Origin of the sequence: Cellvibrio sp. pealriver (assembly GCF_001183545.1) — a bacterium.
Classification (GTDB): domain Bacteria; phylum Pseudomonadota; class Gammaproteobacteria; order Pseudomonadales; family Cellvibrionaceae; genus Cellvibrio.
Map to the genome: position 1 here is coordinate 1 of NZ_KQ236688.1, position 24327 is coordinate 24327.

Here is a 24327-nt window from a genome sequence, read left to right on the forward strand (position 1 = left end):
TAATACAAAATCCCTGTCAGACCTCTGACAGGGATTTTTTATTTCTGTTTTTTCCCAGCTGCATTAATCCAAACTTGTTTCATTCTGCTTTTTTATCTCTTCAGACGTTATACTGTCATTCAGATCAGAGTGATTTAGACCATGAATGAACTGCAACGACAGACCTATTTATCTTTGCTTGGGATTGAGAGTTATATGCCGCGCTGGCATCTGCCCTCAGCGCAAATGTCCACTGCTTGTGTGTTGCCGGTTGCGGAGGTTTCAGCGGTATGCCCAGATGTTGGACTAGTATTTGATACTGTTGCAGATCTACCAAAAAACGTAACCATCTCACCGTCTTTGCTGGACTCGCTAATCAAATCTGACAAACCAGTAAGTTCTGCTCCCTCAGCGGTTAATACGGCATCTATCCTTCAGCAATTAGAGGAAAAGAAGGCATCGGTTATTAAGCCTTTTTCTCTGAGCCTTTGGCGGCCCGTGCCTGGTTTTTTAATTGTGGATGCACGTAATTCGCAATTGGCCTTACCCACAGAGTTATTGCTGGGAAATATTTTGCGCACTTATTTAGGCGCGGTATCTTTTACTCTGAATGAAGAAGTGATGCACTGGCCGATGATTGAAAATCGCTTTGTTTCGCATACTGAAGATGATGCGAGAAATGAATTGCAGACTTGGTTGGCTGTTGAAAATGAATTACGCCCTCTAAATAAACTCTGGTTAATGGGAGAGAATTCTGCCAATTATTTTTTACCAAAAGATGCTGCTTGGATTAATTGTTGTTGGAAAACGGTTGACCTTGATAATTTATCTATTCGGGCTTTGATTCTTCCTAATTTAATTAGCTTGCTACAGCAGCCGCAGCAAAAAGCTAGGTTATGGGCTAGTTTGTAGTGATTTTCTTGATGGCAGCACTTTCTTAGTAACAAAATGATTAATTCTCCTGCCTTATCTGATGTAACTGATTCAGGTTTATATCTGCACTATCGTTTACTTGATGAAAGCGACATTCCGCAAATAATGACACTGGAGCGAAGTGCTCATTCCCATCCTTGGCGTCAATCTAGTTTCGAGGATTGCTTAAATGGGCGGCAGAAATGTTGGCTGGCTGAGCATAAAGGTGTTTTGGTTGGTTACGTCGTTGTGACTCACGGCGGCGGTGACGCGGAGCTGTTAAATATTTCAGTTTCGCCTGCGTTTCAACGTAAAGGAATAGGACGGTGTTTGTTAAAGCTTGCTGTTGAATGTGTAAAAGAAAAAGCGGATATGCTATTTTTAGAAGTGAGAGTATCTAATCGTAAGGCTATTGCTCTTTATGAGAAGGAAGATTTTTTTGAGGTTGGTCAGCGGAAAAATTATTATCCGACTGTTAATGGCCATGAGGATGCGCTACTGATGGCTCGTCAGCTCTAATTGATAATATTGATTTTATTGTTTTACAGGGCGTTTTTGTAACTTTCGTTGTAATGTTCGTCTATGCATGCCAAGTACTCGCGCAGTAGCAGAAATGTTCCCTCCCTGCTCTTGTAGCACTTTCTGGATATGTTCCCATTCGAGGCGATCAACAGATATTGGCGTATAACTTTCAGCAGTTAATGGTGTTGTATTGTGCGATCCAAATGCCGCAAGAATGTCATCGATATCTGCCGGCTTGCACAAATAATTTACTGCTCCAGATTTTACGGCTTCCACTGCAGTTGAAATACTGGAATAGCCAGTTAGCATAACAATAGCTAATTTGGGCTGGCGTATAACCAACTCCTTTATTAATACCAAACCTGAATCTTTTCCCAGCTTTAAATCCACAATCGCTTTGGAAAACAAAGTGTCGCCTGTTAGCTGTAATGCTTGCGCACTATCACTTGCAATACGACAGGTGAATCCACGGCGATGCAAAACTCGCGCAAGCATTTCCGCTAGTGTGGGATCATCGTCTACGATTAGAAAGTCGATTAGCGTTTCATTCATAAGCATCATGTTTTGATGAGATCTTGGTTATTTGGGTTGACTAAAAGGAATTTCTAAATAGGTGCGAGTGCCTTTTTCTTTGCGATTTTTTAATTCAACTGTTCCTCCATAACGGTTGATAGTTGCTTGTGTTAATAATAAACCTATTCCCAATCCCTTGGTTTTTGTTGAAATAAATGATTTGCCAATGTGTGCGGTAATTTCCGCTGCTACGCCTGGTCCATTATCATCAATAATCCAATTTATTTTTTGTGCATCCCAGAAAATATGAATGCCAATATTGTCAGGGCTTGCATCAGCTGCGTTGTTTAGAAGGTTTATGATGGCTTGCGCAATTGTTGGATGAAACTGTCCATTAATACTTGGCAGTTGATCAGAAATAGAAATGGTTGCAGTGACATCTGGTCGCATGATTTGCCAGCGCTCAAGCAATGTGAGGCAATAGCTCCGTATATCCTGATCATGTAATTTTCCCTCCTTTCCCTGTTCCGCTGTGGCAACCAGCTCATGCAATGTTGCGGCACACTGATTGACTTGATCTTGTAAAATTTTTAAATCGTTCTGTAGTGCGGGCACATGAGCATAGTCTGTTTTTAGTTCACTCAGTAGCAGCTTCATGGTTGATAGTGGCGTTCCTAGTTCATGCGCTGTTCCTGCTGCCAGTGTGGCAACTGCCATAACTTGTTCATCTCGCAATTGATCTTCTCGCCAGCGATTCAATTGTGCTTCTTGTGCACGTAAATCACGCGCCATTTTTACAATAAAATAAGTAATCAAGCAGGCACTGATAAAAAAATTCAACCACATACCCAGCACGTGCAGGTTAAGTGAGTTATCGGCCTGATGGTGATGAGGCGAAAGAATCGGTAACGGAATATGAAAAAAAAGTAAGAGTGAATAGCTGACGACTCCCAGTATTGTAATCACCAATGCGTAGCGGCCATTTAGTGTTGCCGCACATATACAAATTGGGACAAGAAAATAAGAAACAAAAGGATTGTTCGCTCCACCACTGTAATAAAACACCACACTGAGGGCGATTAAATCCATCAGCAAGTGAATGAAAAACTCCATCTGCGTCACAGGTAAAGGGTTTTTCAAGCGGACAAAGGTGAGCAGGTTGATGCCCGTTAACACGATAAGCGCGGTCAGAATTTCTGAAAAAGGCAGATTTATAGTGCCATTCAATAAGAAAATAACAATTGCAGCTCCAAGACAAATCAAAATGAGTGTCCGGATAATGACCCAGTAGCCTAAATGCTGCGCATGACCGGCAAGCGTAAGTGAAGCAGAAAGAGTGGTGTTGTGGGACATGTGAGCCAAATAGGGAATAAGGTCAGGGATGGACGGATTATAGCGGACTCAGGTTTGATCGCGGCCGCCATATGAGTGATTATCCTGCGACACTTTGTCGCGGGATTAACGGCATCGTCCGGGGTAAAAGGCTCGACTGGTGTATACTGCTCGCCATTTTTTGATCTGGGTACGGCCCGGTTTCTCTGGATCGCTTCATTCGAACCACAACAATCGGCAGTGTTTATGGCAACCCCCTTACAAGCAACCCTTACAGAAGGACGGGTTTCTGAACAGCTGAAAAATCTGGCATTGCCTTTGGTGTGGGGCCTGATGGCGACTATGTCGCTCAATGCCATAGAGACATTTTTCATCGCCCAATTAGGGCGTGAGCCTCTGGCGGCGCTAAGCTTTACCTTTCCGATTATCATGGTACTAACTAGTCTGGGAATCGGTCTTGGAGCCGGTACGTCGTCTGCTGTTGCCAGAGCAATAGGAGAGGGTGATTCCGGCAAGGCACGTAGGCTCGCTACTGATGCGATGAGTCTGACCTTCATTATATCTGCGAGTGTGTGCTTGCTTGGCTGGTTTACTCTTGAACCTCTTTTCCTGGCGTTGGGTGCTACGCCCGATTTGATTCCCCTCATCCGATCCTACATGTCCATTTGGTATTTCAGTGCACCTTGCTTGATGGTGCCGATGGTATGTCTGTCTGCATTGCGTGCAATGGGCATGAGCCAGGTGCAAGGCTATTTGATGGGCGGTGCGGCACTGCTAAACGTAGTGCTGGATCCCATCCTGATTTTTGGATTATTGGGGATGCCCGCCCTTGGGTTACAGGGTGCTGCTGTCGCTACCTTGATTACCAGAGTCCTGATGCTGATAGTGGCACTGTATATTTTGCATGCCCGTGTACACATGTTGGTTAGTCCATTTTTACCTTGGCAAAAGTTAAAGCACTCCTGGCAAGCAATTATTGAGGTGGGCATTCCGGCGATGGTTGCGAATGTGATCATTCCATTTGCCAGCGCTATTGTTGTCGCTATGGTTGCTGCCTATGGCACAGATGCAGTTGCTGCCTTGGGTATTGTGATGCGCATCGAGCCTTTGGCTCTTATTGTTTTTTATGCATTATCCGGTGTTGTTGGTCCATTTTTTGGACAAAATTTTGGTGCAGGAAAGTTAGTCAGGCTTAACGAAGCATTGCGGGTTTTAACGGTGTTTTGTTTAGCTTTTGGGATCCTTCTTGCGCTGATTCTCGGCTTTTTTGGTGCGGAAATCGCCGGTCTTTTTGGTGATCATGGTGAAGTTGTCACTATTGCCGCAACCTATTTGATGATTGTGCCTGTGAGCTATGGTGCTTATGGCTTGGTCATGTCAGTTAATGCGGCGTTTAATGGATTGGGCCGGCCTTGGCCTGCGATGCTGTTATCGGCAGGGCGCGTTTTGTATATTTACTTGCCTCTCGCGTGGCTGGGGCAATATTGGTGGGGGATGACAGGGCTTTTTATCGCGACTGCGCTTGCCAATATTACGCTTGGACTCTGGGCATGGTTGTGGCTGAAAAGACATATCCATCTTCAGGCCGTATCTGCAGAGCCATAGCCTGTTAATTTGCATTGCCTGCCTTCAATTCACTCCGAAAATAAATACCGGAGTATAATTCCGCCAACTTTTTCTTCTTTTATATAGCGCGATATTTCTATGAGTAATTTGACTACTGAACTAGCCAAACGCCGTACCTTTGCGATTATTTCCCACCCTGACGCCGGTAAAACTACCGTCACAGAAAAACTGCTGTTGTGGGGTAATGCCATTCAATTAGCGGGGTCGGTAAAAGGTAAGCGCGGTCCACATGCCAAGTCCGACTGGATGACAATGGAGCAAGAGCGCGGAATCTCTGTAACATCGTCAGTAATGCAATTTCCTTATAAAGACCGAGTTGTGAATTTGCTCGATACTCCTGGTCACGAAGACTTCTCTGAAGATACCTATCGTACGCTGACGGCCGTTGACTCTGTATTGATGATGATCGATGGCGCTAAAGGTGTTGAAGATCGAACCATTAAATTGATGGAAGTTTGCCGTTTGCGCGATACGCCTATTCTGACATTCATCAACAAAATGGATCGCGAAAGCCGTGATGCAGTTGAGTTATTGGATGAAATTGAAAACGTATTAAAAATTACCGCCGCACCTATAAATTGGCCGTTGGGGAGTGGTAAGGAATTTCTCGGTGTTTATAATTTTTACACTGATGTAATTCATGTATATGAGCAAGGATTCGGCCATACCATTCCCGATGATGTTCAAATCAAAGGGTTGGATAGTGCTGAAGCTACCGAATTTATGGGCGCTTACGCGGATGATTATCGAGAGCAAATTGATTTTGTCCGCGGAGCAACCCATCAATTTGATCTGGAAGAGTATCTTGCTGGAAGAATGACCCCAGTATTTTTTGGAACAGCTTTAGGCAATTTCGGTGTGCGTGAAATGCTGGATGGTTTTGTTGAATGGGCACCGACTCCGCGTGCACGCGCTACGCATGAGCGTATCGTAGAACCGGGTGAAGATAAATTCAGCGGATTTATTTTTAAAATCCAGGCCAACATGGATCCTAAACATCGCGACCGTATTGCGTTCATGCGTATTTGTTCCGGAACCTATTCGCAGGGCATGAAAATGAAACATGTGCGTTTGGGTAAAGATATTAAGATTGCCGACGCAGTGACGTTTATGGCGGGTGATCGCAGTGCAGTTGATGAAGCGATAGCAGGCGATATTATCGGTTTACATAACCACGGTACTATCCAAATTGGTGATACTTTCACAGAAGGCGAAAGTTTAAAATTTACCGGTATTCCACATTTTGCACCCGAGCTTTTCCGCCGTATCCGTTTGAAAGATCCGCTTAAAATGAAACAGCTCCAAAAAGGGTTGCAACAGCTATCCGAGGAGGGTTCAACACAAGTGTTTTTCCCCATAAACAATAACGATATTGTTGTTGGTGCAGTGGGTGTGTTGCAATTTGAAGTGGTCGCCTATCGCCTTAAGGATGAATACAAAGTGGAGGCGATTTACGAACCTGTCAGTGTTAATACTGCGCGTTGGTGTGAGTGCGATGATGCGAAAAAACTGGAAGAGTTCAAGCGTAAATGCGCTGAAAATCTCGCGCTTGATGGCGGCGGCCATCTGACTTATCTGGCTCCGTCGCGGGTAAATTTATCCCTAACCCAAGAGCGGCACCCAGAGGTTGTCTTCCGCGCAACGCGTGAGCATTGATCATGGTGGTTTTCATTGTAAGTTTGCTGATATTCCTGAGTGTTATCGCAGTCTTACTATGGGTTAAAACCCCGCATTATCAAATGAGTAAGGGCGATGTTGTCCGGCTGTTGCAAAAGGTTTTAGTTGGGCAGGCAAGCGAGAATGATTGGGCAATTTTTTTGTCCTCTTCATTTCGCCACTGCCCTGAGCTAGAGCCTTTGCGAGATATATGTGCAGCAATCGATGAAAAGGAATATCTGGGGCATACCCGCTCTGGTTTTTTATTCAGTGAAAGCGGGCTTGTACAAATTCGCGAGGTTCTAAAACAACTTGAACAAATGGATTGCTGACGAATAGGTGAGTTGTTTATTGCTCGTCTATAATAATTACCTATTCCACCATCTAATATGCAGGCGCAATCTTGACAACACCCTCTGATAACAAGGATTTGATTTGGGATTTGGATGCCTTCAATCAACGCCAGCGAGCAGTTGATTTCGTAATGGGCTTTGAAAACAAATTGTGTGTCTATTCCAGTTCGGTGGAGCAACTCTACACCAATTACAATATCTTCTTTCCCAAAGAAGAAGCGCGCAAACTGGTTATTTTGCCTAACCCCTATATGCCACACGATACCTTTAACGGCATCAGTGAAACAGCAGTTACCCCCACCGGCATGGAAATTATTCCTGGCATTTATCAATCCCGCCCCTGTTTATTTTTACGTATTCCCTTTCGTAGCGGTACAGTGAAGTATCGCGCATTACCATTGCAAATGGGGTTGGATATTGTCAGAAAAAAACTGCCCCCTAATAAACCCTTTCTGCCTGTGTTGATGAAAGGGGATTTGCGCGAGCTGGACGCATCAACTCCTTGTTTACATCTACATGCAATACATCTGGATCGATTGGTCGAACATTCGGTACTGGAGCGTGGTGGAATTCATAAAGTGATTGAGCAACGATTGCGGCAATTGGGATAACCATTAATTACCAGAATGCTGGACTCAATAAAAAGCCACCCATGAGGTGGCTTTTTTATACGTATCAAGCGCGGTGTTTACTCCGGCAATGCCCAGCGCATGGGCACAGTAAACTCAAAGCGTGCTCCTGCAATTTCTGCGGGTAATGCAGGGAAGGGAGCTGAACGTTTAATCGCATCGAGTGCCTCTTTATTCAGCATATCGTACTGGCTCTTTTCCAATAAATCGGTGTTGAGGATATTACCTTGGCGATCAATAACAACCGCAACACGAACGTTTCCGGCATAACCACGATCGAGCGCCCGCTGTGGATATTTTGTTTTGCTCCGGATTTTTTTGATGGCATCAGAAACGTAAAATTGGCGTGCGAGAAGGGTTTGGGCAGTCAATGCAGGGCCTTCATCTTCTTCGGCTTCTTCCGGTTTTACAGCAGCCACAGCAACGGGTTTGGCTGGTGTGCTGCTAGCGGTAGAAGTTGATGAGGCGGTTGGTGCACTCGGTGCTGGAATATCCAAAGCAGGTTTTTCAATGGCAGGCACATCCAGTTTTGGCACCTCGACTTTGGCAGTCGGCTTTTCTTGCACCGCAACTTCTTTAGGTACTTCAGCAACTTTTGCCTCTTTTTCTGCCGCCACCGGTTCAGACCACGCTTTCACTTCTGCAATCCGTGCGCTGTCCGGGTTGATACTGTTAAAGCGGCTGCGTAATCCAGCATCAACATCACCCACTTTCAGCAAGCTATCGCGGTAGTCTGATGACAGTGGAATTTTTCCAATCCAGGTAGATAACAGCATAGAAAAGAAGAGGTTGTCTTTAATATTACCAAGCACTACACCATTGACTGCAATATCAACACCTTTGCCAGGAATATTAGTAAAGCTGACAAAGTCACCATTTAAAAAGCGCCCTTTAAACATGCCATCAAATTTCACCATGTTGTCAGCTTGGGCGGTCAATGCATCTGTTTTGCTGTTTACCGCCATACCTTCGATCCACATGCGGCTGAAGCGGCGGGGTGTTAAACCATCAGGTGCAACTATTTTGAGCTCCATCCTCATAGGTTGGATGTTATTAATAAGGGTGTCGGCATCATTACTGAGTGACTCGGAAAAAAGTGCTCCAATAAACACCTCTCTTCCTAACTCCTGATGCACGCCAATCCCATTGAGCATAGGTTCAGCACGGATAAATTGGCTGGATAAAAATAAGAAAATACTGATGAGAACTCGGAATAGATGGTTGAAGCGCATAGTCTTGCTACTCTCTATTTTTAGGGACTTTGTTGTGGTGTGATGTGTTTGTCCAAAGTTATAAGCTGGTCTTGTTATGACACATCAATATGATATAGAAAAAATGCGCAATAGCGTACTTTGCTGATAACTTGGCTATAGTTGTTCTATACATATTCGGTAGTATCATACCAGCCTAGGGATTTTGGGCGGTAATGGCACGTTTGGCTGCGTGCGTATAACAAATTATTAATAAAAAACACATATTACGGGTAAATGATGGAAACGAAACCTTTGCATAAGATACCTCGTGAAACCTTAGAGCATTTATTGTCAGGTATCCCCTTTTTCAAAGTTGTCAGGCAGCAAGATCTAAAACAATTTGAGTTACTGCTGCAAGCATCACGAGTAGTCTCATATCTACCAGGAGAGGTCGTTTTACAAAAAGGAGAGACAGGAAATTGGCTCTATTTTTTATTAAAAGGAAAGCTGGCCGTCTATGTTGACCAGGCATTAAAAGGGGATCTCATCAATTACGTGACACCGGGCGAAGTATTTGGCGATTTGGCCCAGCTGATGGGGCAGGCGCGCACAGCAACAGTTATTGCGGATTCTGGTGCGAAAGAGTCGATGGTGTTAGCTCTGGATTTTAATGTTTTCGGACCACTTAATTCGGTAAGTCCCATCTCTCGTCAGACCAAACTTGCATATTATCGGAATACTGCGCACAACTTGCGCTGGAAGCTGGAAGTATATCGCTCGCAACATTTACACCATGAGTTGGCCAATAAGCATCGGCAAATCAAGCTGTATGTGGGGCCAAAAGATACCTACGAAGAGCTGGCTTCACTTTACCAACAGTCGCAGTCGTTAGCGCTTTTGTTGTTGGAGTGGAACAAAGAATTTGGTGTTCTTTCCGCGGATGTATTGACCCAGACAAACGCCTCGCTGATGTCGTCTCCAGGTAGTCATCAGCTTGGATAGCAACATATAAAGCATTTGTTTTTTCTGCTGCTACACTTTCTAAAATAACATCCAATAATTGGTGCAGCCCTCATAATGAGATTCGAAGAATTAAAGCTGGCTTACGGTTATCCGTTGCAATTACAAACGACCTCTGCATCGGGTCAGCCAGAGCGTTTTTCTTGCCGACTCATTGGTTGCTTGCCTGGGCGCAGTGTTCTTTTATCTGTACCCAAGCAGGCTGGAAAATTACTTAAGTTCAGACCCGGCCAAAAAATCGTGGTTCGTTTGATGATTGATAATGGTATCGGTATCTTTGCCAGTATTGTCGAGATCCAGACCCAAGAGCCATATCCCATTCTGCATTTGAGCTATCCAGAATCAGTTACCTTTAAAGGTATCCGCAATGCGACCCGTGTTGCTGTTCGCGAAAAAATGACAATCGTGAATATCAGTATGGAAATAAAACCTTCAACCACAGGTTTTATTTCCGATATTAGCATCAGCGGTGCACGTATCGAGTTGGGAGACGATATTGCTGAGATAGGAGATATTCTTGAGCTTAGGGCTCATGTAGATATTCGTGGTATAGCGAAGGAATTAGTCTTGGTTGGTGCTATTCGCTCGCGAGTAGATCCAACTGATAATCTGGATGATGGTGTTTTGGTAAGTTACGGATTGGAATTTGTCGAGCAGACTGATGATCAGCGTTTGATAATGTATGCCTATGTGTTTAATCAAATGGCGCTCCAAGAGCACCCAAGCAATTGAGTTTGAAGAAATAAGTGTCCAGTCCTGAAATAAGTTGACACTGATTTATCCAAACGCCCGATGCACCTCATCGGGCGTTTTGTATTCTAGGGATAGATGCGGACGACGTTCGTTGTAGATCCGAATCGACTCGGCCACCATCACTTTTGCTTCTGCAAGATCCCTGGGTTTCCTTATCAAAAACTCACTTTTCAAAATACCATTCACACGCTCTGCCAGCGCATTTTGATAGCAGTCGTAACCATCCGTCATCGAACAATGAACACCGTATTGATAATGCAATTTCTGGTATTGCGCTGAACAATACTGAATACCCCGATCTGAATGGTGGATGAGCTCATCACCACTGCGTCGCTGCTGTAGTGCTTGTTTATACGCACCGATTACTGACTCAGCCTTCAGATTGTCATGGACGCAATGCCCCACAATCTTGCGCGAATAGGCATCGGTCACCAAACTCAAATAGGCCTCGCCCTGATGCACGGGTAAATAGGTAATGTCAGCCACCCAAACATGTTCTGGTCGTTGCGGAATCACTTGATGTTCACCAGGCTTCAGAAGATTGGGATGTTTGCGAAAGCGATGATGGCTGTGCGTTGTTTTGTGATAAGCCCGCTTGGTGGGAACCAGCAGGCGATGTTCGCGCAGCAAAGCAAACAGTCGATCTCGCCCCACAACCAATGCGGATTGTTGTAACAAGCGCTGTAGTTTGCGCGTTCCGATGCAGGGTTGTAATGCACGTTCACGCTGCACCGCATCAAGGAGTATCTGCGTGTGCACTTCTCGTTGTCGCACCCGCTTACATTGTTGATACCAGGCTTGCCGACTGATGCCGAGTAGCTGGCAACCACGGACAACGGATAAACCCGCTAACGTTTTCGTTTGGATGATGTTCCGTGCGGCTTTTTTACCACGCTGACTCCATAGTCGCGCTTGAGTACATCAACCACCGCTTCGAAAAAATCCGCTTTTTGTTGGGTTAGAGCGAGCTGCTGTTCCAGTTCTTTGATGCGCTGTTCTGGCGTTTGAGGGCGAGGATTATCGGACATGAGGAGGCCTTTTGCTGGTAAACCTAATGACCAATCCAGTTGACCATGCTTGCGCAGCCAACACAAGACTGTAGATCTGCCTTGTATACCGTAGCGAGACTGGGCTTGTTTATAAGTCATCTCTCCTTTTTCGATTTGATCGACAAGAGCCAATTTAAAGGCGAGAGAGTAATCACGCTGGGTGCGTTTAATAACGGGATTCATAACACTTTCCTCAGTAGAGAGTAGAAAAGTGTCAACTTTATTCAGGACGAGTCAAAGCAAATAAAAAAGGCACCCTGGGGTGCCTTTTCTATTTCATGCCAGTAATTAAGCAGCTGTTGGAGCAGCAGCTTTTGGCTTACGGCCACGTTTAGCTGGTGCTGATGCAGCAGGCTTTTTAGCAGCAGGTGCTTTTTTAGCTACCGCTTTTTTGGCAGCAGGCTTTTTAGCAGCAGGCGCTTTTTTAGCTACCGCTTTCTTGGCAGCAGGTTTTTTAGCGGCAGGCGCTTTCTTAGCTACTGCTTTCTTCGCGGCAGGTTTTTTCGCCGCTACTTTAGCTTTAGCCGCTTGCTTTTTTGCTGCTGCTTTAGCTTTAGCTGCTGCTTTCTTGGCTGCTGCTTTAGCTTTCAGCGCTGCTTTTCTATCAGCAATTTTCTTTTTCAGAGCTGCTTTCTTTGCAGCTGCCTTAGCCTTAGCCGCTTGTTTTTTCGCTGCTAATTTAGCTTTGGCTGCGGCTTTTTTTGCTGCCAGCTTGGCTTTGGCTGCAGCTTTTTTCTCTGCGGCTTTAGCTTTTACTGCAGCTTTTTTAGATGAAGCTTTCAGGCGTTTGGCAACTGCAGCTTCTGCTTTTGCAACAGCTTTGTCGTGAGCAGCTGCAAGCTTGGCTGCAGCTTTAGCTGCAGCGGCAGCTTTCTTGGCGCTAGCAACAGCAGCTTTAGCAGCAGCAGCATCTTTTTTGGCAGCTGCAACAGCGGCTTTAGCAGCAGCAACTTGTTTAGCAGAGCCAGGGGTTTTCTTTTTAGCAGCAGCGGTCAGCTTGCTTTGAGCAGCTTTCAATGCAGCAGCTGCTTTTGCAGCGTCTTTAACTAAACCAGCAACAGCTTTAACTGCGTCAGCTGCCTGAGCTGCACGAGCTTTTGACAGTTGGGTTTTCAGTTGGGCTAATTGCTGTTCCAAACTTGCAACAGTATTAACAGCGGTTTGTTTACGTGCAGCCATGGTGTGCTTCCTTTATAGTTTTCGAAAAGTCGTAAATGGATTAAAAAGTCCAACATGTATAAGTTAAAACTTTATTAAAAAAATTCAAGTTTTTTGCGCAAAATACTCAATAAAAATGCGTTTTTTTGACGGTTTTTAGTAAAAAAATGTGTTTTTCTGAGCTTTTGGGAAAGTTTTTCCATTTCTTTTTATCAATCACTGAAAAACACATATGAGTTTCATCTGGTTTTACCGATGGATGTGCAGGTGATTTTTAATTTTAAATTGCACTTTTATGTATTCGGTTAGTCGGAAAAGTTGTTCTTTAGCTTCGTAGCTTACATCTCCTTACAGCGCTTAATCTTCATGACGTATTACGTTTTGGGTGTTGCGTTTATGGTTTCTACCCGTCTTACGGAGGGCACAAAAGGAGATTTTTCTACGTAGGTAGAAAAATTGTCGTTGGCTGAATGCTGCTTTGGTCTTTTTGTTTGGGTTTGAATGGTGATGGTTTGCTGCATTAAATCTCCCGCCTTGATCAGAGCGAGATAGTTTTATGATTTCCTGCGGAGAAAGCTGACTCATTCGATGCGTATATTGTGTTTGGAGGTGAGGAGCGGATCGAGCACATCTCTATTACATGAGTTGAGGCGGTGTTTAACCGTTAATGTCCATTGGTTTGAGGTGTTTAATCTTCTGCTTAGGCAGAGTCAGGGCGTGTTGATTCGTTATAGACGCTCGAAAACAAATTTACCGCCAGCGTTTGCCTTGAGTAATTACGGCGAACAAATTGGTTGCGGGTGGTTTGTCTTTTGGAGCGTAAAAGAGAGGCATGTATTCGTTGTTTATCATCGTAATGTTTGTGAAAAATTGTCTGGGACTATTCAGAAGTGATGATTTGATTTTACGGTAAAGATGCAAGGCCTTTTTCTGTATGGTCAGTGTGCCGATTATTGGAGTTGAAAATAATTGTCTCGCCGATGCTTTTTTTGTATTGGACGGTGGATCTACGATAAGAAAATTATTCCCGCCTCATGCAGCTTATTGGTTTGATTGGGGGGCTTTGGTTTTATTGTTGTATTTGCTAGTCCTGCTCCTGGTATTCGATTTATTAGCAAGGAGGATCTCTCATTCAGAGTATTTTTATTGTGAGAGCTGAGATCGTTAATTCTTTAAGTTAACGTTTTGCTCGGTGTCAGGTGTGGCTTTGATGATTCTCTGTAAAAGCTTCGATAAAGATTGTTAGGGTTGCCTGAGGGGGCTTCAGCCGGTGGTTATTTTTCTGTATTGGGCTGAATGAGGTATGAGTTTCGGTTGATAGTGAAGGGGTGACTGATTATTGACGGATTTGATGCCCTTCGGTACCTGTAATGCGGCAGGCTCAAGAAATGAACATTCGCCCGTATGGGGTTGAATATTTCACGTAAATTCCTGTGGTGCGGGGCGATAAAGGTTGGTTTTTGTTTTGGCAAAACTGCTAGAATTGGTGTTTTACCCCCCTAGACTGACTAATAACGTTTAACACGAGGAGTACCCACAGTGAGCCGCAGAAAAAAAGGCCAAGCCGGTGATGATGGTAATGAAATTGACTTGACCCCCATGCTTGACGTGGTGTTCATCATGCTGATTTTCTTTATCGTAACTGCATCTTTCGTTAAAGAAGCCGGTTTTAACCCTAATGTGCCGGAAAAGAACGATAACCCTCCTCCAGAGAATGCTGATCCGAACATTCTGGTGCGTATCTCGCCTGATGACCAAATCTGGTTGATGGAAAAAGAAGGGGAGCGCCGTGTTGATGCACGTTCTGTTCGTTCAAATATTGAGCGTTTGCGTGCAGAGCTACCAAAAGCTGCGGTCATTATTCAGGCTAGCGGCCGTGCCAGTACTGGCACCTATGTTGTAGTGGCAGATGCTGCCCGTGAAGCCAAGGCACCCAACGTGGTACTGGTTCCAATAGAGTAATTATCCCCACCTGGGACTAAAAAGCCGCTTGGTTGCCCAAGCGGCTTTTTTTATGCCTGATGGATGGTTGGATGTGAGGGGTTAAAATTCGTATTCCTGCCGTACGTACTTTTTGGGGAGCTTGCTATGGCGATGGCGGTCCGCACTAAAATGATCGTGCAAGTGGGATTGCATCAGTTGCACGAAGTCGGGCTGCTTCAGGCGAATCAAATGACGATGATCTCCCGCTTCTACATAGACTTCTTCTACGCCCAATAATTCTTCATCCCATATAACATCCAAACCATACGCTTCACCTAAAGCGGGTATTGCCCCTTCGGCACAGTCTTTAAAAATTTCTGCCAGCTCTTCCTCTTCGACCAATTCCATATGTCGGTCAAAAATTTGATTGAGTGTATGTCGAAGAATTTTGTTGCGTGAAGGTAATACACAAAGTGTGTAGTGAAAATCTTCATCGCGTAAGAGAACGCCTTTTGCGAGACAGTGATCATCGATTCGTGCAACACGTGCAGTGTTGTAAGAACCTTCGCAATAGTCATGTTCCAGTAGCGTGAAGTCGATTTGCTTTGCTTTTAAATATTTTTCTACTGTTGCAGCGACACCCATACAAATATCTCCTATGGCGATAGCGCAGAGAAAAGGGTTTGATTTTATTTAAAGCATTACTCTCTTTTTTGGGTGATGGTTAATAGTTGAAAAAAATTTATATAAAGGTAAAAAACCTCTACTTATTCGAGTATAGAAAGGATTTTGATAAATGCGCCAAGTGTTTTGGAATTAATCCTGAGTTATTAGAACACTTGGTTGTGAAGCTTTTTGCAAGATGAAAGGCAGAAAAGCAAAAAGCCGCTGATGACAGCGGCTTTTGTGTGCGGTGACTAAGATATTAGCCTATGTTGGCAAGCTGCTGTTTTACTGATGCCAATTTCACGCAGGTGACAAATACTTCCATTGCGCCGACAACTTCCGGCACAGTGGGAACCGAAGGTGCGATACGAATATTGCGGTCTTCGGGGTCTTTGCCGTAGGGGTAGGTTGCGCCGGCAGGAGTTAACTTCACACCGGCTTCTGCAGCAAGGCGCACGGTTTCTTTTGCGCAGCCTTTGCGGGTATCAAAAGAAACAAAATAACCGCCGACAGGTTTTTCCCATGCACCTAAATCGGTGCCATCAAATGCACTGCTCAATGCGCTGAGCACAGCCTCAAAACGTGGATTCAACAATGCAGCATGTTTCTCCATATGCGCCATCAATGCTTCTTTATTGGGGAGCAAACGCGTGTGGCGGATTTGGTTTACTTTGTCCGGCCCAATGGTGCAACTGTTCAAAAACTTTTTGAAACCGGCCAAGTTGGCTGCGCTGGCAGCAACAAACGCAACACCTGAGCCCGCGTGGGTAATTTTGGATGTTGATGCGAATTGCACGACAGAATCTTCGGTGCCGTTGCGACGTGTTGCCTCCAAAATGCTGGCGAGTTGCGGTGCATTTGGAATCAAGTCATGTACTGAATAAGCGTTATCCCAGAATACACGGAAGTTCGCGCTGGCGATTTGGCCGAGTTTGGCGATACGCTCTACGGTTTCATCGCTGTACACAACACCGGTTGGGTTTGAGTATTTGGGTACGCACCACATGCCTTTAATAGAGCTGTCAGCTTTGATCAAAGCCTCGACGGCATCCATGTCCGGGCCGGTAGAGGTCATGGCAACGTTGATCATTTTGATGCCGAGTTGCTCGCACACTGTGTAGTGACGGTCGTATCCCGGTACTGGGCAAATGAACTTGACTTCACCTTCGTTTTTCCAGGCGCTTGCGCTGTCTTTCAAACCAAATTGATATGCAGTCAGCATCACCTGAAACATCAAGGTCAAACTGGAGTTGCCGCCGACCAGTACATTGGCAGGCTCAACACCCATGATATGCGCACCCAATTGTTTGGCTTCTGGCAGGCCGTCCAATCCACCGTAGTTGCGGGTATCGGTACCATCGGCTGCAATGTAGTCGCCTTTCAAGAATCCATCGAGTGCATCGGAAAGATTCAATTGCTCGGCGGATGGCTTGCCGCGGGTTAAGTCGAGGTTGAGTTTTTTAGCGAGGATAGCCTGGTATTGGGCGGTCAGTTGGCTTTCCCATTCGCGCAGTTGAGCTACAGATGCGTTGTCCAGTTGCAAGGTAATTACCTCATTTGGTTAGCGGAATTTTCAGTTAGCGAGATTGTTCAATTGGCAGAATAACGTGCGGCGCATTATACCCGTTCATGACGGTGTTGTTGTAGAGCGATTGGCTGTAAAGGCGTGCTTAGTTGGTGGCCCGTGGAATGAGTGGCGGGATTGGGCAGTCAAGGCTATCAGCGATAGCGCGGAAGATTTCTGTTTCAACAGTACTGACACGGCCGTCGAAATGAATGCAGGCGCTCATCGCTTTCAGTAATTGGGGTTTTTGTAATGGTTTAACCCGATTCAGTTTTTCCAATGCGATGTCCGCATCGGCCAACTTGATTTGACCGCGAGGCAAAAGCGTTTGTGCGGAAAATGGCAGCAGTGTTTGTGAGTGTGCAAATGCGGCATTTGCATCTAGATCACTATCGGCTCCTGCATAGGCAAGTAGCGATAACAAAAGTTGGCATTCGGTATGTAAATCGCGCAGTGACAAGCTGCGCTGGATATTGGGTTTGTATTCGAGATTGTGCTGCACTATGCGATAAAAGGACCACTCCAACAGGCTCACTTTTTTATCGGAATGAATCAAGGTATTCAAACCAGCGAGAAATTGCTGACGTTGGCTGGATGATAATTCTTTTAATGCGGGCATGCAGAGCTCAAGCGCAGGCAAGCGCAAATGGGTTTCCAGCATTGCACTGTTATTGATGACGCGTTGTAAATTATCCAGCTCATCGTCAGATACATGGTTGTTGAGCAGGGCGAGTTGTTGCGTGCGTAAGTCTGGTTGACGGTCAAGTAATAGGCCGAACACAACCGCGCGAGCACTGAAGGCTTGAAGTGTTGCTTCTTTTATATAGTGTGGGATTTCACTTAAACGCTCTTGCGCTACGCCAATCTGTTCAACAGTTGGCTGCGCGATTTGCTGGAGGGTTGCATCTATATCGATAGCGGCGTTATCGGCAGTACTGTCGTGTAATCCCATCGCACCTTCAGCAGCATCCAAAGTCTTCCTTCCTTTATATGTATTTTCTGCAAAGCGACCATCCCAATAGGGATTAATGCGTTTGATTCGCTCTGCTAATGGCGGATGTGTGGCCATTAAATTGAAAAACAACTTTACGCCTTGGCTGAAATACATATGGCTGAATTCGGCTGCATGTTCATTATGCAGTTCCGAACCATTACTACTCCCACCAATTTTTTTGAGCGCGCCGGCGATGCCATCCGGATTGCGCGTGAATTGCACGGCCGATGCATCCGCTAAAAACTCGCGCTGCCGACTAACGGCTGCTTTGATCAGGTTGCCAAAAAAGGTGCCGGTGTAGCCGATAATTAATAATCCCAAACCCAACACCAGCATTACGAAAGGCGAGTTATCTTTGCTGGAGCGGCGAATATTGCGGTTGCCAGCATGACGAATGAGAAATTCCCCGATCAAACCAATAAGTAAAATACCGTAGAGTAGTGCGATCAAGCGCATGTTCAGGCGCATATCGCCATGAAAAATATGGCTGAACTCATGGGCGATCACCCCCTGTAGTTCATCGCGCGTGAGTTGGTTGATGCAACCGCGGGTAATGCCGATCACGGCATCTTGTGGTTTATAGCCTGCAGCAAATGCATTGATTGCATCGTCTTCAATTAAATAAACGGGTGGGACTGCAGTGCCTGAGGCAATTGCAATCTCTTCAACAACATTCAGGATTTTACGTTCATCCGGATCTTGCGTATTGCCATGCAAAAGGCGTCCGCCCATCGCTTCTGCAACCGCTCTGCCACCGGATTTCAATTGAAGAAAGCGAAATAAACTGCCTAACAACACAACACTGGTAATTCCTATAGCAATCCAGACAATAGCTTGCGGAGATAATGCGTGAGAAACCCCTGCCCAAAAACTTTGCGGCGATGCGTTGCCGTATGCATCGGTATTTCCGTGTTGCGAAATGTAAATCAGCGTGGCAAATAACAAAACGGTTATGGCCACTAATGAGGCGACCGCAACAGCGAGAAGAAAAATGAGCTGTTTGGATTTGCGTTTGGCGCGGTCTTGATGCTCAAAGAAATTCATTCGGGCACACCCCAAAAGAAAAACAGAGGCAGGCTTGCAACACGAGTGGTTGCAAGCGCTGAGTAATAGTTGGCGAGTTAAAATTGCACTTTTGGAGCAGCTTGAATCTCTGCGCTATCAGCGAATACCAATAAGCTTGCGTCGTCGATGTGACCAAAACTCTTCGCAAAAACGACGGGAGGGAAACTTTGTTTATAGGTGTTATAGGCAGTTACTGCATCGTTAAATGCCTGACGTGCAAACGCGACTTTGTTTTCTGTGCTGGTTAATTCTTCCGACACTTGCATCATATTTTGTGATGCTTTCAAATCCGGATAAGCTTCCATCACGACATTCAAGCGGCTCATCGCGCTAGTCAGCAAGCCTTCTGCACCAGCAAGTTCGGTCATTGCTGCGGCGCTGCCAGGGTTTGCAGCAGCGGCTTGCAGGCCGGTCATTGCCTGATTGCGCGCACTGATAACGGCTTCCAATGTTTCGCGTTCGTGTTTGATGTAACCTTTGGCAGTTTCAACCAAATTGGGAATCAGGTCATAGCGGCGTTTCAGTTGTACTTCAATTTGCGAAAACGCGTTTTGATAGCGATTTTTAAGTGCAACCAGCTGGTTGTAAATCCCGACTACGTAGAACACCAGTACGGCAGCAATCACAAGAATAATGACGGTAGAAATCATGAGTGGTTTCCTTTGCGTGTATGGAGCAGCCAGCGTTGCTTATCTGTTTTGCATGATACTAGCAGGATGAATCCAGATTACCAGTAGCGGATTTAATCAACATACTCAAATACTTTGATGACTTGTGCGACGCCGCGAGTATTTTTCGCCACGTTAGTAATGCGCTCTGCCTCATAGCGAGATACCAAGCCCATGAGATAAACAGTTTTTGCTTCGGTAATGATGCGAACCCGACGGCTCTGGATGCTGCTGGCAATCAGCTTGGTTTTGATTTTGGTGGTAATCCAACTGTCTTTGCTTTTCGCTTGGAGATCGCTATTGGCGGCGACCGATAGTTCATTGTGCACTTGGCGGACGGGATTGATTTTCCCCAGAATTTCGCCCGCCTGCTGTTTTAATTGCTCACTGGGGACTTGTCCGCTGAGCAGCACTATGCCGTTAAAACTATCGATATTGATATTGGCTTCTTTCAGAGCATCCCCACCTTTATCGAGGTTGACGCGTGCCACCGTTTCTATTTGTTGGTCATTAATTTTAGTGCCGAGAGTACGTTTATTATTGTTGATTTGGATGGGCTCGCTTGTGGTAACACCAATAATTTTGGCGCAACCTGCCAGAGTCATTGCAATGACAAGTAACACAAACACATAGGTGAGTTGGTGAAACGTCTGGCGGAAGTGGCGCATCTAGAATCCTCCAAATAATTGCTGATCGATAAGATCACACAGGCAAAATAGACTGAGTAAGTGCACTTCATGGATACGGGGTTTGGCCACTGAAGGAATACGAAGTTCCATATCCCGCTGATCAAGTAGTGCCGCTACATCACCGCCATCACCTGCGGTAAAGGCAATAACGTGCATATCTTTATCGTGTGCAGCGCTAATCGCTTGCAGCAAATTTGAGGCTTTGCCCGTGCTGGTCAGCAGCACCAGAATATCCCCGGGCTGGCCAAGTGCACGTATTTGTTTTGCGTAGATATCATTAAAGCTGTAATCGCTGCCAATCGCGGATTGGGTAGTGAAATCGGCTCCCAAATGGAGTGCAGGTAAACTGGGGCGCTCTTGTTCAAAATGATTGACGAGGCAGGCGGTAAAAATTTGCGCTTGCGCAGAGCTGATACCATTGCCGCAGGTAAGTATTTTCTTTTCACTTAACAATGCGTGAACTATCAGCTCGCTGGCTTGTGCGATGAGTGGAGCCAGTTCTTCTCCTGCCTGCATTTTAGCTTCAATACTTTCGTGAAACAGGGTGATGACGCGTTGTTCCATAGCAAATTAACTTCTGTGTCTACAAAGATAAAAGAGTTGCCAATGAATTTTATGCACCAAACGCATTTTGAATCCATTGGATGGGTGGGGCAGTGCCAGTTTGGTCTAATGCTATCACATCAAAGCGACAGGCGACCTTATCGTAAAGCCGCTGTTCCTGTAAAAAGCGCATAGCTGTTTTTATAATTTTTTGCTGCTTGCGGTAATCGACAGTTTCAGTGGCGGGTGCAAAACGCTTGTTGGTGCGTAAGCGTACTTCAACAAATACCCAGGTTGTACCCCGGGTATTTTTGTGCAACATAATCAGATCAATTTCGCCCAGTTTGCAGCGATAATTTTTCATCCGTGTGATTAAGCCTTGCTGGTGCAAAAACGCTTCTGCTTGCGTTTCAGCTTGTACCCCTAGCGTGAGGTGAGTTGGGCTATCGCTGGGGGTGGCATCCTTGTCGCGGTTATACATTCGTACTTCCTTGATTTAGCGTGTTTTTAAAATTTTTTAAAACCGACGGAACTTAGTAAGCCAATTCGTTTTCGTTAATCACCATGGGCAAGGGTTGTGCTTCGCCATTGCGGAATCTTACCCATATTTGTTCGCGCTCGATGCGCCCATCACCCAACATATGCAGGGCTCCGGTCGCGCCATAAATACGCATATTGGGAACCTGCTCCAGTTGCGGTAAGCGTGCATAGAGACGAAATGCATCGGCACCCAACGCGTGCAAACGGCCGTAAACAGCAGCGGATTTGGTGTGTTGTGCAACCGCTTGTTTTTCACTACTGGTGGTATCGAACAGCCAGGGCATAGTATTAAAACGCACGCCGTTTAAATCGCGATCCGCTTTGGGATTCGGCTGCCCAGAATACACTTGACTGGTGGCGTATACGGGAATATTGCCTGCATAGTGAAATGCAAATGTGGGTTTGATCTGCCGCGCTTGTGCGGGGTCGGCGATTAAAAAAATCATATCGACATCACCGCGGCTGCGCGGTGATGATTGCAGTTGCACACCCAACAATTGTTGTAATTCACGCGTGCGGATTTGGCTTTGCTCAATGAGCATTGCATCTTTTACCAGCCCGGAATAATTCGCGCCGGCCTGAAATTGTGTGCGATTAACAACAATGCCGCCGAGTTTTTCCCACTCATCTGTGAAGGCGCGCGCACTGCGCTCACTCCATTCTTGCGTAGGGATAATAATCATTGCCTGACGATGCCCTTCCAAAAATGCTTGCCGTGCAACTTGTCGCGCCTCGTCTTCTACTGCCAATCCAAATTGATAAAAACCTTTCAGTGGCTGTGCAGGTGGTGCATCCGGATAATTCAGCGAGAGCATTGGCACTTGAAGTGAGGGCATTAAACTCAATTCAGTCACTTTTTCTTTATCGATGGGGCCAATCACTAAATCAGCGCCCTCATTAACTGCTTGTTGATAAGCAGCAAGAGCATCGGAGCTACTATCGTATTGCCGTACTTCTGGCGTGTGGCGGCCATTACTTAATGCTTGGTAATAGGCGGCAAAAAAACCATCGCGCACCGCTTCGCCTGCTTCGGCAAGCTTGCCTTGCATAGGTAATAACAGGGCGATTTGTTTGGGTTGTTGGTCGATCAAACTTTGCAGCAAGCGCAAATCACTGGGCAAATTACCGTGCGCAGGATGGCCGCGCCATTCACGCAACCAGTTTTGCAATTGCTCGCGCTGTTGCTCCAAATCAATTTGGTTATTTTTATTGATTGCCGCGAGGCTATACCAACCACGCGCTGCTTGTCCGTGTTCGTTCTGGCTCAGTTGTTGTAATTCGGCAAAGGGGATACTCATTAAATTTTGCCAGAGTGCATCCTGATTTTTTTGTTGCTGCGTTTTATTGTCGATGAGCCCGGCTAATTGAATCCGCTCGTTTACGCTTTCTTGCGCTTCACCTAAAAGTGCAAATACTTGCGCACGTTTTTCACGCAATGACACCTCCATGAAAGGTTCCATGTTTTGCCATTGTTGTTCCAACCGTGGCTTGGTTAAAATGCCGTGCGCTAAAAAGTTGGAGCCTTCATGCAGTGCAATCGCACTCAATAAATCGGTGTGTTTAATATAGGCCTGGTCAGCAAGGATGTCGGTATCCATATCAACCAGCAAATCGCGCGCGCGGTTAAATTTTTGGTTTGTGATGTACACTTGCGCCGCCTGCAGCACCAAACTTTCACGTTCAGGTGAGGGCGCTTGATTTGCCATCTCCAATAGTTTGCTTGCACTGATAGCCTCGGTCTGGGTTTTTGCCGGAGGCTGTTTAGGTTTGTTTGGCTGGGGAGGGTTACTGCCACAAGCGGACAGACTTAGCGCCAGTGAAACTGCCGTCAGGGTGATGAATGAATGGGTCGATAAAGTGCGCAACAGTGGCCGTATCGGCATGAAAACCTCGGTAAAAACCTGCGTAAATGTGTAATGTCACGGCCGATATCGCTGGCCTCAACCTGATCTTTTCCGGAGCCTCTTATGACAACTGTAGCCTCACATTCAGGCATTCTTTATGTCGTGGCGACCCCGATTGGTAACTTGGGCGATATGGTACCGCGAGCGGTAGAAACTCTACAAACGGTCGCATTAATTGCCGCTGAAGATACGCGACACAGTTCCCGTCTATTATCCCATTTCGATATCAAAACTCCCTGTATCGCCTATCACGATCACAGCGATGAAGCGCGGGTGGAGCAACTGGTAAAACGCCTGCTTGCGGGTGAGTCCATCGCATTAATTTCTGATGCAGGCACGCCGCTGGTGTCTGACCCAGGCTATCGGCTGGTGCGCAGCGCGCGTCAGGCTGGTGTCCAGGTTGTTCCGATTCCGGGGGCTTGCGCCATGATTGCAGCGCTCAGTGCAGCAGGTTTGCCCTCTGACCGTTTCGCGTTCGAGGGATTTCTGCCCGCTAAACAAGTTGCCCGTTGCGCCCAGTTGCAATCACTTGCGGCTGATCCGCGCACCTTGATTTTTTACGAAGCGCCGCACCGTATTCTGGAGACGCTGCAAGATATGGCGCAGGTGTTTGGCCCGGAGCGGGAGGTCGTCATCGCCCGTGAAATCACCAAAACCTTTGAAACTATAAAGGGCGATCAGGTTGGTGCACTGGCTGCTTGGGTGGAAGGTGATAGCAACCAGCAGCGTGGTGAAATTGTGCTGTTGGTGCATGGTGCCCCCAAGATTGAAAGCGGTGCCATTACACAAGAGCAAATCCATATCATGACCGTGTTGCTGGAGGAGTTACCGGTCAAACAGGCGGCAGCTATAGGGGCGAAGCTGACCGGTTTAAAAAAGAACTTTCTCTACGATTGGGCCTTGCAACAGGGTGATAAGTAACGCCTTGTTTCCTATTTTTGCTTAGCAGAAGGGCGGTCAAGTGGATGTATATTTGATGTAAATTATTCTTATTTGTTATAGTGGCGCATCTGAAAAATTTTTGCGTGTGTATCTGATTGGCATAATCAATCCCATACGGCGCGCGTAAAAGGTCA

23 protein-coding genes are annotated in these 24327 nt (G+C 46.0%); 10 read left to right on the forward strand and 13 right to left on the reverse strand.

Annotation, left to right across the window (positions count from 1 at the left end):
* Positions 1 to 141 precede the first annotated feature (141 nt).
* A complete protein-coding gene (locus VC28_RS00015; protein WP_049628857.1) occupies positions 142 to 891 on the forward strand; it encodes a hypothetical protein in 750 nt (249 codons plus the stop codon).
* A gap of 36 nt (positions 892 to 927) precedes the next feature.
* Positions 928 to 1410: a ribosomal protein S18-alanine N-acetyltransferase gene (gene rimI / locus VC28_RS00020; protein ID WP_049628858.1), complete on the forward strand. Its 483-nt coding sequence runs from the start codon at positions 928 to 930 to the stop codon at positions 1408 to 1410.
* 15 nt (positions 1411 to 1425) lie between these two features.
* Here the strand turns inward: rimI and VC28_RS00025 are convergent, their stop codons facing one another.
* Positions 1426 to 1965 (reverse strand): response regulator transcription factor, encoded by a 540-nt coding sequence (locus VC28_RS00025; RefSeq protein ID WP_082191335.1) that lies wholly within the window; start codon positions 1963 to 1965, stop codon positions 1426 to 1428.
* Positions 1966 to 1992: 27 nt separating this feature from the next.
* Positions 1993 to 3279, reverse strand: a complete 1287-nt coding sequence (locus tag VC28_RS00030) for an ATP-binding protein (RefSeq protein WP_049628860.1) — start codon at positions 3277 to 3279, stop codon at positions 1993 to 1995.
* 225 nt (positions 3280 to 3504) lie between these two features.
* Between VC28_RS00030 and VC28_RS00035 the strand changes: the two genes are divergently transcribed.
* The 4 genes from VC28_RS00035 (at position 3505) to VC28_RS00050 (ending at position 7504) form a co-directional block, all read left to right on the forward strand.
* Positions 3505 to 4863: an MATE family efflux transporter gene (locus tag VC28_RS00035; protein WP_049628861.1), complete on the forward strand. Its 1359-nt coding sequence runs from the start codon at positions 3505 to 3507 to the stop codon at positions 4861 to 4863.
* A 99-nt stretch (positions 4864 to 4962) separates the two neighbouring features.
* Positions 4963 to 6540 carry a peptide chain release factor 3 gene (locus VC28_RS00040; protein ID WP_369799003.1) on the forward strand — a complete coding sequence of 526 codons (1578 nt, stop codon included), beginning with the start codon at positions 4963 to 4965 and terminating at the stop codon, positions 6538 to 6540.
* A 2-nt stretch (positions 6541 to 6542) separates the two neighbouring features.
* Positions 6543 to 6872 (forward strand): hypothetical protein, encoded by a 330-nt coding sequence (locus tag VC28_RS00045; protein ID WP_049628863.1) that lies wholly within the window; start codon positions 6543 to 6545, stop codon positions 6870 to 6872.
* Positions 6873 to 6943: 71 nt separating this feature from the next.
* Complete coding sequence (locus VC28_RS00050; RefSeq protein ID WP_049628864.1) at positions 6944 to 7504, forward strand: hypothetical protein; 561 nt, start codon at positions 6944 to 6946, stop codon at positions 7502 to 7504.
* Between the two features lie 77 nt (positions 7505 to 7581).
* On the opposite strand, the gene VC28_RS00055 is transcribed toward VC28_RS00050, so the two are convergent.
* Positions 7582 to 8754, reverse strand: coding sequence for a TonB family protein (locus tag VC28_RS00055; RefSeq protein WP_049628865.1), 1173 nt, complete (start codon positions 8752 to 8754; stop codon positions 7582 to 7584).
* A gap of 258 nt (positions 8755 to 9012) precedes the next feature.
* Here VC28_RS00055 and VC28_RS00060 point away from each other — a divergent pair, with 258 nt between their 5' ends.
* Both VC28_RS00060 and VC28_RS00065 read left to right on the forward strand, forming a co-directional pair.
* Complete coding sequence (locus tag VC28_RS00060) at positions 9013 to 9717, forward strand: cyclic nucleotide-binding domain-containing protein (protein WP_049628866.1); 705 nt, start codon at positions 9013 to 9015, stop codon at positions 9715 to 9717.
* Positions 9718 to 9792: 75 nt separating this feature from the next.
* The gene (locus VC28_RS00065) at positions 9793 to 10467 is read left to right on the forward strand and encodes a flagellar brake protein (RefSeq protein ID WP_049628867.1); all 675 of its coding nucleotides are present in this window, start codon (positions 9793 to 9795) and stop codon (positions 10465 to 10467) included.
* Between the two features lie 45 nt (positions 10468 to 10512).
* Here VC28_RS00065 and VC28_RS19385 read toward each other — a convergent pair.
* Together VC28_RS19385 and VC28_RS00080 are read right to left on the reverse strand one after the other, a co-directional pair.
* Positions 10513 to 11720, reverse strand: a protein-coding gene (locus VC28_RS19385) for an IS3 family transposase (RefSeq protein WP_156184249.1) whose coding sequence is annotated in 2 segments (ribosomal slippage) — positions 10513 to 11378 and positions 11378 to 11720 — 1209 coding nt in all. Because the reading frame shifts where the segments join, the coding sequence is not laid out codon by codon here.
* 105 nt (positions 11721 to 11825) lie between these two features.
* Positions 11826 to 12716 (reverse strand): hypothetical protein, encoded by an 891-nt coding sequence (locus VC28_RS00080; protein WP_049628870.1) that lies wholly within the window; start codon positions 12714 to 12716, stop codon positions 11826 to 11828.
* 1518 nt (positions 12717 to 14234) lie between these two features.
* On the opposite strand from VC28_RS00080, the gene VC28_RS00085 reads away from it, so the two are divergent.
* Positions 14235 to 14657, forward strand: a complete 423-nt coding sequence (locus VC28_RS00085) for an ExbD/TolR family protein (RefSeq protein WP_049628871.1) — start codon at positions 14235 to 14237, stop codon at positions 14655 to 14657.
* Positions 14658 to 14738: 81 nt separating this feature from the next.
* On the opposite strand, the gene VC28_RS00090 is transcribed toward VC28_RS00085, so the two are convergent.
* The 8 genes from VC28_RS00090 to VC28_RS00125 all read right to left on the reverse strand — a co-directional run bounded on the left by VC28_RS00090 (position 14739) and on the right by VC28_RS00125 (position 23230).
* Positions 14739 to 15263, reverse strand: a complete 525-nt coding sequence (locus VC28_RS00090) for an aminoacyl-tRNA deacylase (protein WP_049628872.1) — start codon at positions 15261 to 15263, stop codon at positions 14739 to 14741.
* A gap of 280 nt (positions 15264 to 15543) precedes the next feature.
* Positions 15544 to 16827, reverse strand: a complete 1284-nt coding sequence (locus VC28_RS00095; protein ID WP_049628873.1) for an aspartate aminotransferase type Ic — start codon at positions 16825 to 16827, stop codon at positions 15544 to 15546.
* 127 nt (positions 16828 to 16954) lie between these two features.
* Complete coding sequence (locus tag VC28_RS00100; protein ID WP_049628874.1) at positions 16955 to 18886, reverse strand: M48 family metallopeptidase; 1932 nt, start codon at positions 18884 to 18886, stop codon at positions 16955 to 16957.
* A 77-nt stretch (positions 18887 to 18963) separates the two neighbouring features.
* The gene (locus VC28_RS00105) at positions 18964 to 19557 is read right to left on the reverse strand and encodes a LemA family protein (protein ID WP_049628875.1); all 594 of its coding nucleotides are present in this window, start codon (positions 19555 to 19557) and stop codon (positions 18964 to 18966) included.
* 92 nt (positions 19558 to 19649) lie between these two features.
* Positions 19650 to 20243 carry a BON domain-containing protein gene (locus VC28_RS00110; protein ID WP_049628876.1) on the reverse strand — a complete coding sequence of 198 codons (594 nt, stop codon included), beginning with the start codon at positions 20241 to 20243 and terminating at the stop codon, positions 19650 to 19652.
* On the reverse strand, positions 20244 to 20828 hold the full coding sequence (locus VC28_RS00115; protein ID WP_049628877.1) for an SIS domain-containing protein: 585 nt from the start codon (positions 20826 to 20828) through the stop codon (positions 20244 to 20246).
* 49 nt (positions 20829 to 20877) lie between these two features.
* Positions 20878 to 21288 carry a YraN family protein gene (locus VC28_RS00120; RefSeq protein WP_049628878.1) on the reverse strand — a complete coding sequence of 137 codons (411 nt, stop codon included), beginning with the start codon at positions 21286 to 21288 and terminating at the stop codon, positions 20878 to 20880.
* Between the two features lie 52 nt (positions 21289 to 21340).
* Positions 21341 to 23230: a penicillin-binding protein activator gene (locus VC28_RS00125; RefSeq protein ID WP_082191336.1), complete on the reverse strand. Its 1890-nt coding sequence runs from the start codon at positions 23228 to 23230 to the stop codon at positions 21341 to 21343.
* An 84-nt stretch (positions 23231 to 23314) separates the two neighbouring features.
* On the opposite strand from VC28_RS00125, the gene rsmI reads away from it, so the two are divergent.
* The gene (rsmI, locus tag VC28_RS00130; RefSeq protein ID WP_049628879.1) at positions 23315 to 24172 is read left to right on the forward strand and encodes a 16S rRNA (cytidine(1402)-2'-O)-methyltransferase; all 858 of its coding nucleotides are present in this window, start codon (positions 23315 to 23317) and stop codon (positions 24170 to 24172) included.
* Positions 24173 to 24327 lie beyond the last annotated feature (155 nt).

What these genes read in the sequence shown, in the direction of transcription:
- VC28_RS00015 (WP_049628857.1), top strand. Translation starts at nt 142, where the DNA reads ATGAATGAACTGCAACGACAGACCTATTTATCTTTGCTTGGGATTGAG.
- rimI (WP_049628858.1), top strand. Translation starts at nt 928, where the DNA reads ATGATTAATTCTCCTGCCTTATCTGATGTAACTGATTCAGGTTTATAT.
- VC28_RS00025 (WP_082191335.1), bottom strand. Translation starts at nt 1,965, where the DNA reads ATGAATGAAACGCTAATCGACTTTCTAATCGTAGACGATGATCCCACA.
- VC28_RS00030 (WP_049628860.1), bottom strand. Translation starts at nt 3,279, where the DNA reads ATGTCCCACAACACCACTCTTTCTGCTTCACTTACGCTTGCCGGTCAT.
- VC28_RS00035 (WP_049628861.1), top strand. Translation starts at nt 3,505, where the DNA reads ATGGCAACCCCCTTACAAGCAACCCTTACAGAAGGACGGGTTTCTGAA.
- VC28_RS00040 (WP_369799003.1), top strand. Translation starts at nt 4,963, where the DNA reads ATGAGTAATTTGACTACTGAACTAGCCAAACGCCGTACCTTTGCGATT.
- VC28_RS00045 (WP_049628863.1), top strand. Translation starts at nt 6,543, where the DNA reads ATGGTGGTTTTCATTGTAAGTTTGCTGATATTCCTGAGTGTTATCGCA.
- VC28_RS00055 (WP_049628865.1), bottom strand. Translation starts at nt 8,754, where the DNA reads ATGCGCTTCAACCATCTATTCCGAGTTCTCATCAGTATTTTCTTATTT.
- VC28_RS00060 (WP_049628866.1), top strand. Translation starts at nt 9,013, where the DNA reads ATGGAAACGAAACCTTTGCATAAGATACCTCGTGAAACCTTAGAGCAT.
- VC28_RS00065 (WP_049628867.1), top strand. Translation starts at nt 9,793, where the DNA reads ATGAGATTCGAAGAATTAAAGCTGGCTTACGGTTATCCGTTGCAATTA.
- VC28_RS00080 (WP_049628870.1), bottom strand. Translation starts at nt 12,716, where the DNA reads ATGGCTGCACGTAAACAAACCGCTGTTAATACTGTTGCAAGTTTGGAA.
- VC28_RS00090 (WP_049628872.1), bottom strand. Translation starts at nt 15,263, where the DNA reads ATGGGTGTCGCTGCAACAGTAGAAAAATATTTAAAAGCAAAGCAAATC.
- VC28_RS00100 (WP_049628874.1), bottom strand. Translation starts at nt 18,886, where the DNA reads ATGAATTTCTTTGAGCATCAAGACCGCGCCAAACGCAAATCCAAACAG.
- VC28_RS00105 (WP_049628875.1), bottom strand. Translation starts at nt 19,557, where the DNA reads ATGATTTCTACCGTCATTATTCTTGTGATTGCTGCCGTACTGGTGTTC.
- VC28_RS00110 (WP_049628876.1), bottom strand. Translation starts at nt 20,243, where the DNA reads ATGCGCCACTTCCGCCAGACGTTTCACCAACTCACCTATGTGTTTGTG.
- VC28_RS00115 (WP_049628877.1), bottom strand. Translation starts at nt 20,828, where the DNA reads ATGGAACAACGCGTCATCACCCTGTTTCACGAAAGTATTGAAGCTAAA.
- VC28_RS00120 (WP_049628878.1), bottom strand. Translation starts at nt 21,288, where the DNA reads ATGTATAACCGCGACAAGGATGCCACCCCCAGCGATAGCCCAACTCAC.
- VC28_RS00125 (WP_082191336.1), bottom strand. Translation starts at nt 23,230, where the DNA reads ATGCCGATACGGCCACTGTTGCGCACTTTATCGACCCATTCATTCATC.
- rsmI (WP_049628879.1), top strand. Translation starts at nt 23,315, where the DNA reads ATGACAACTGTAGCCTCACATTCAGGCATTCTTTATGTCGTGGCGACC.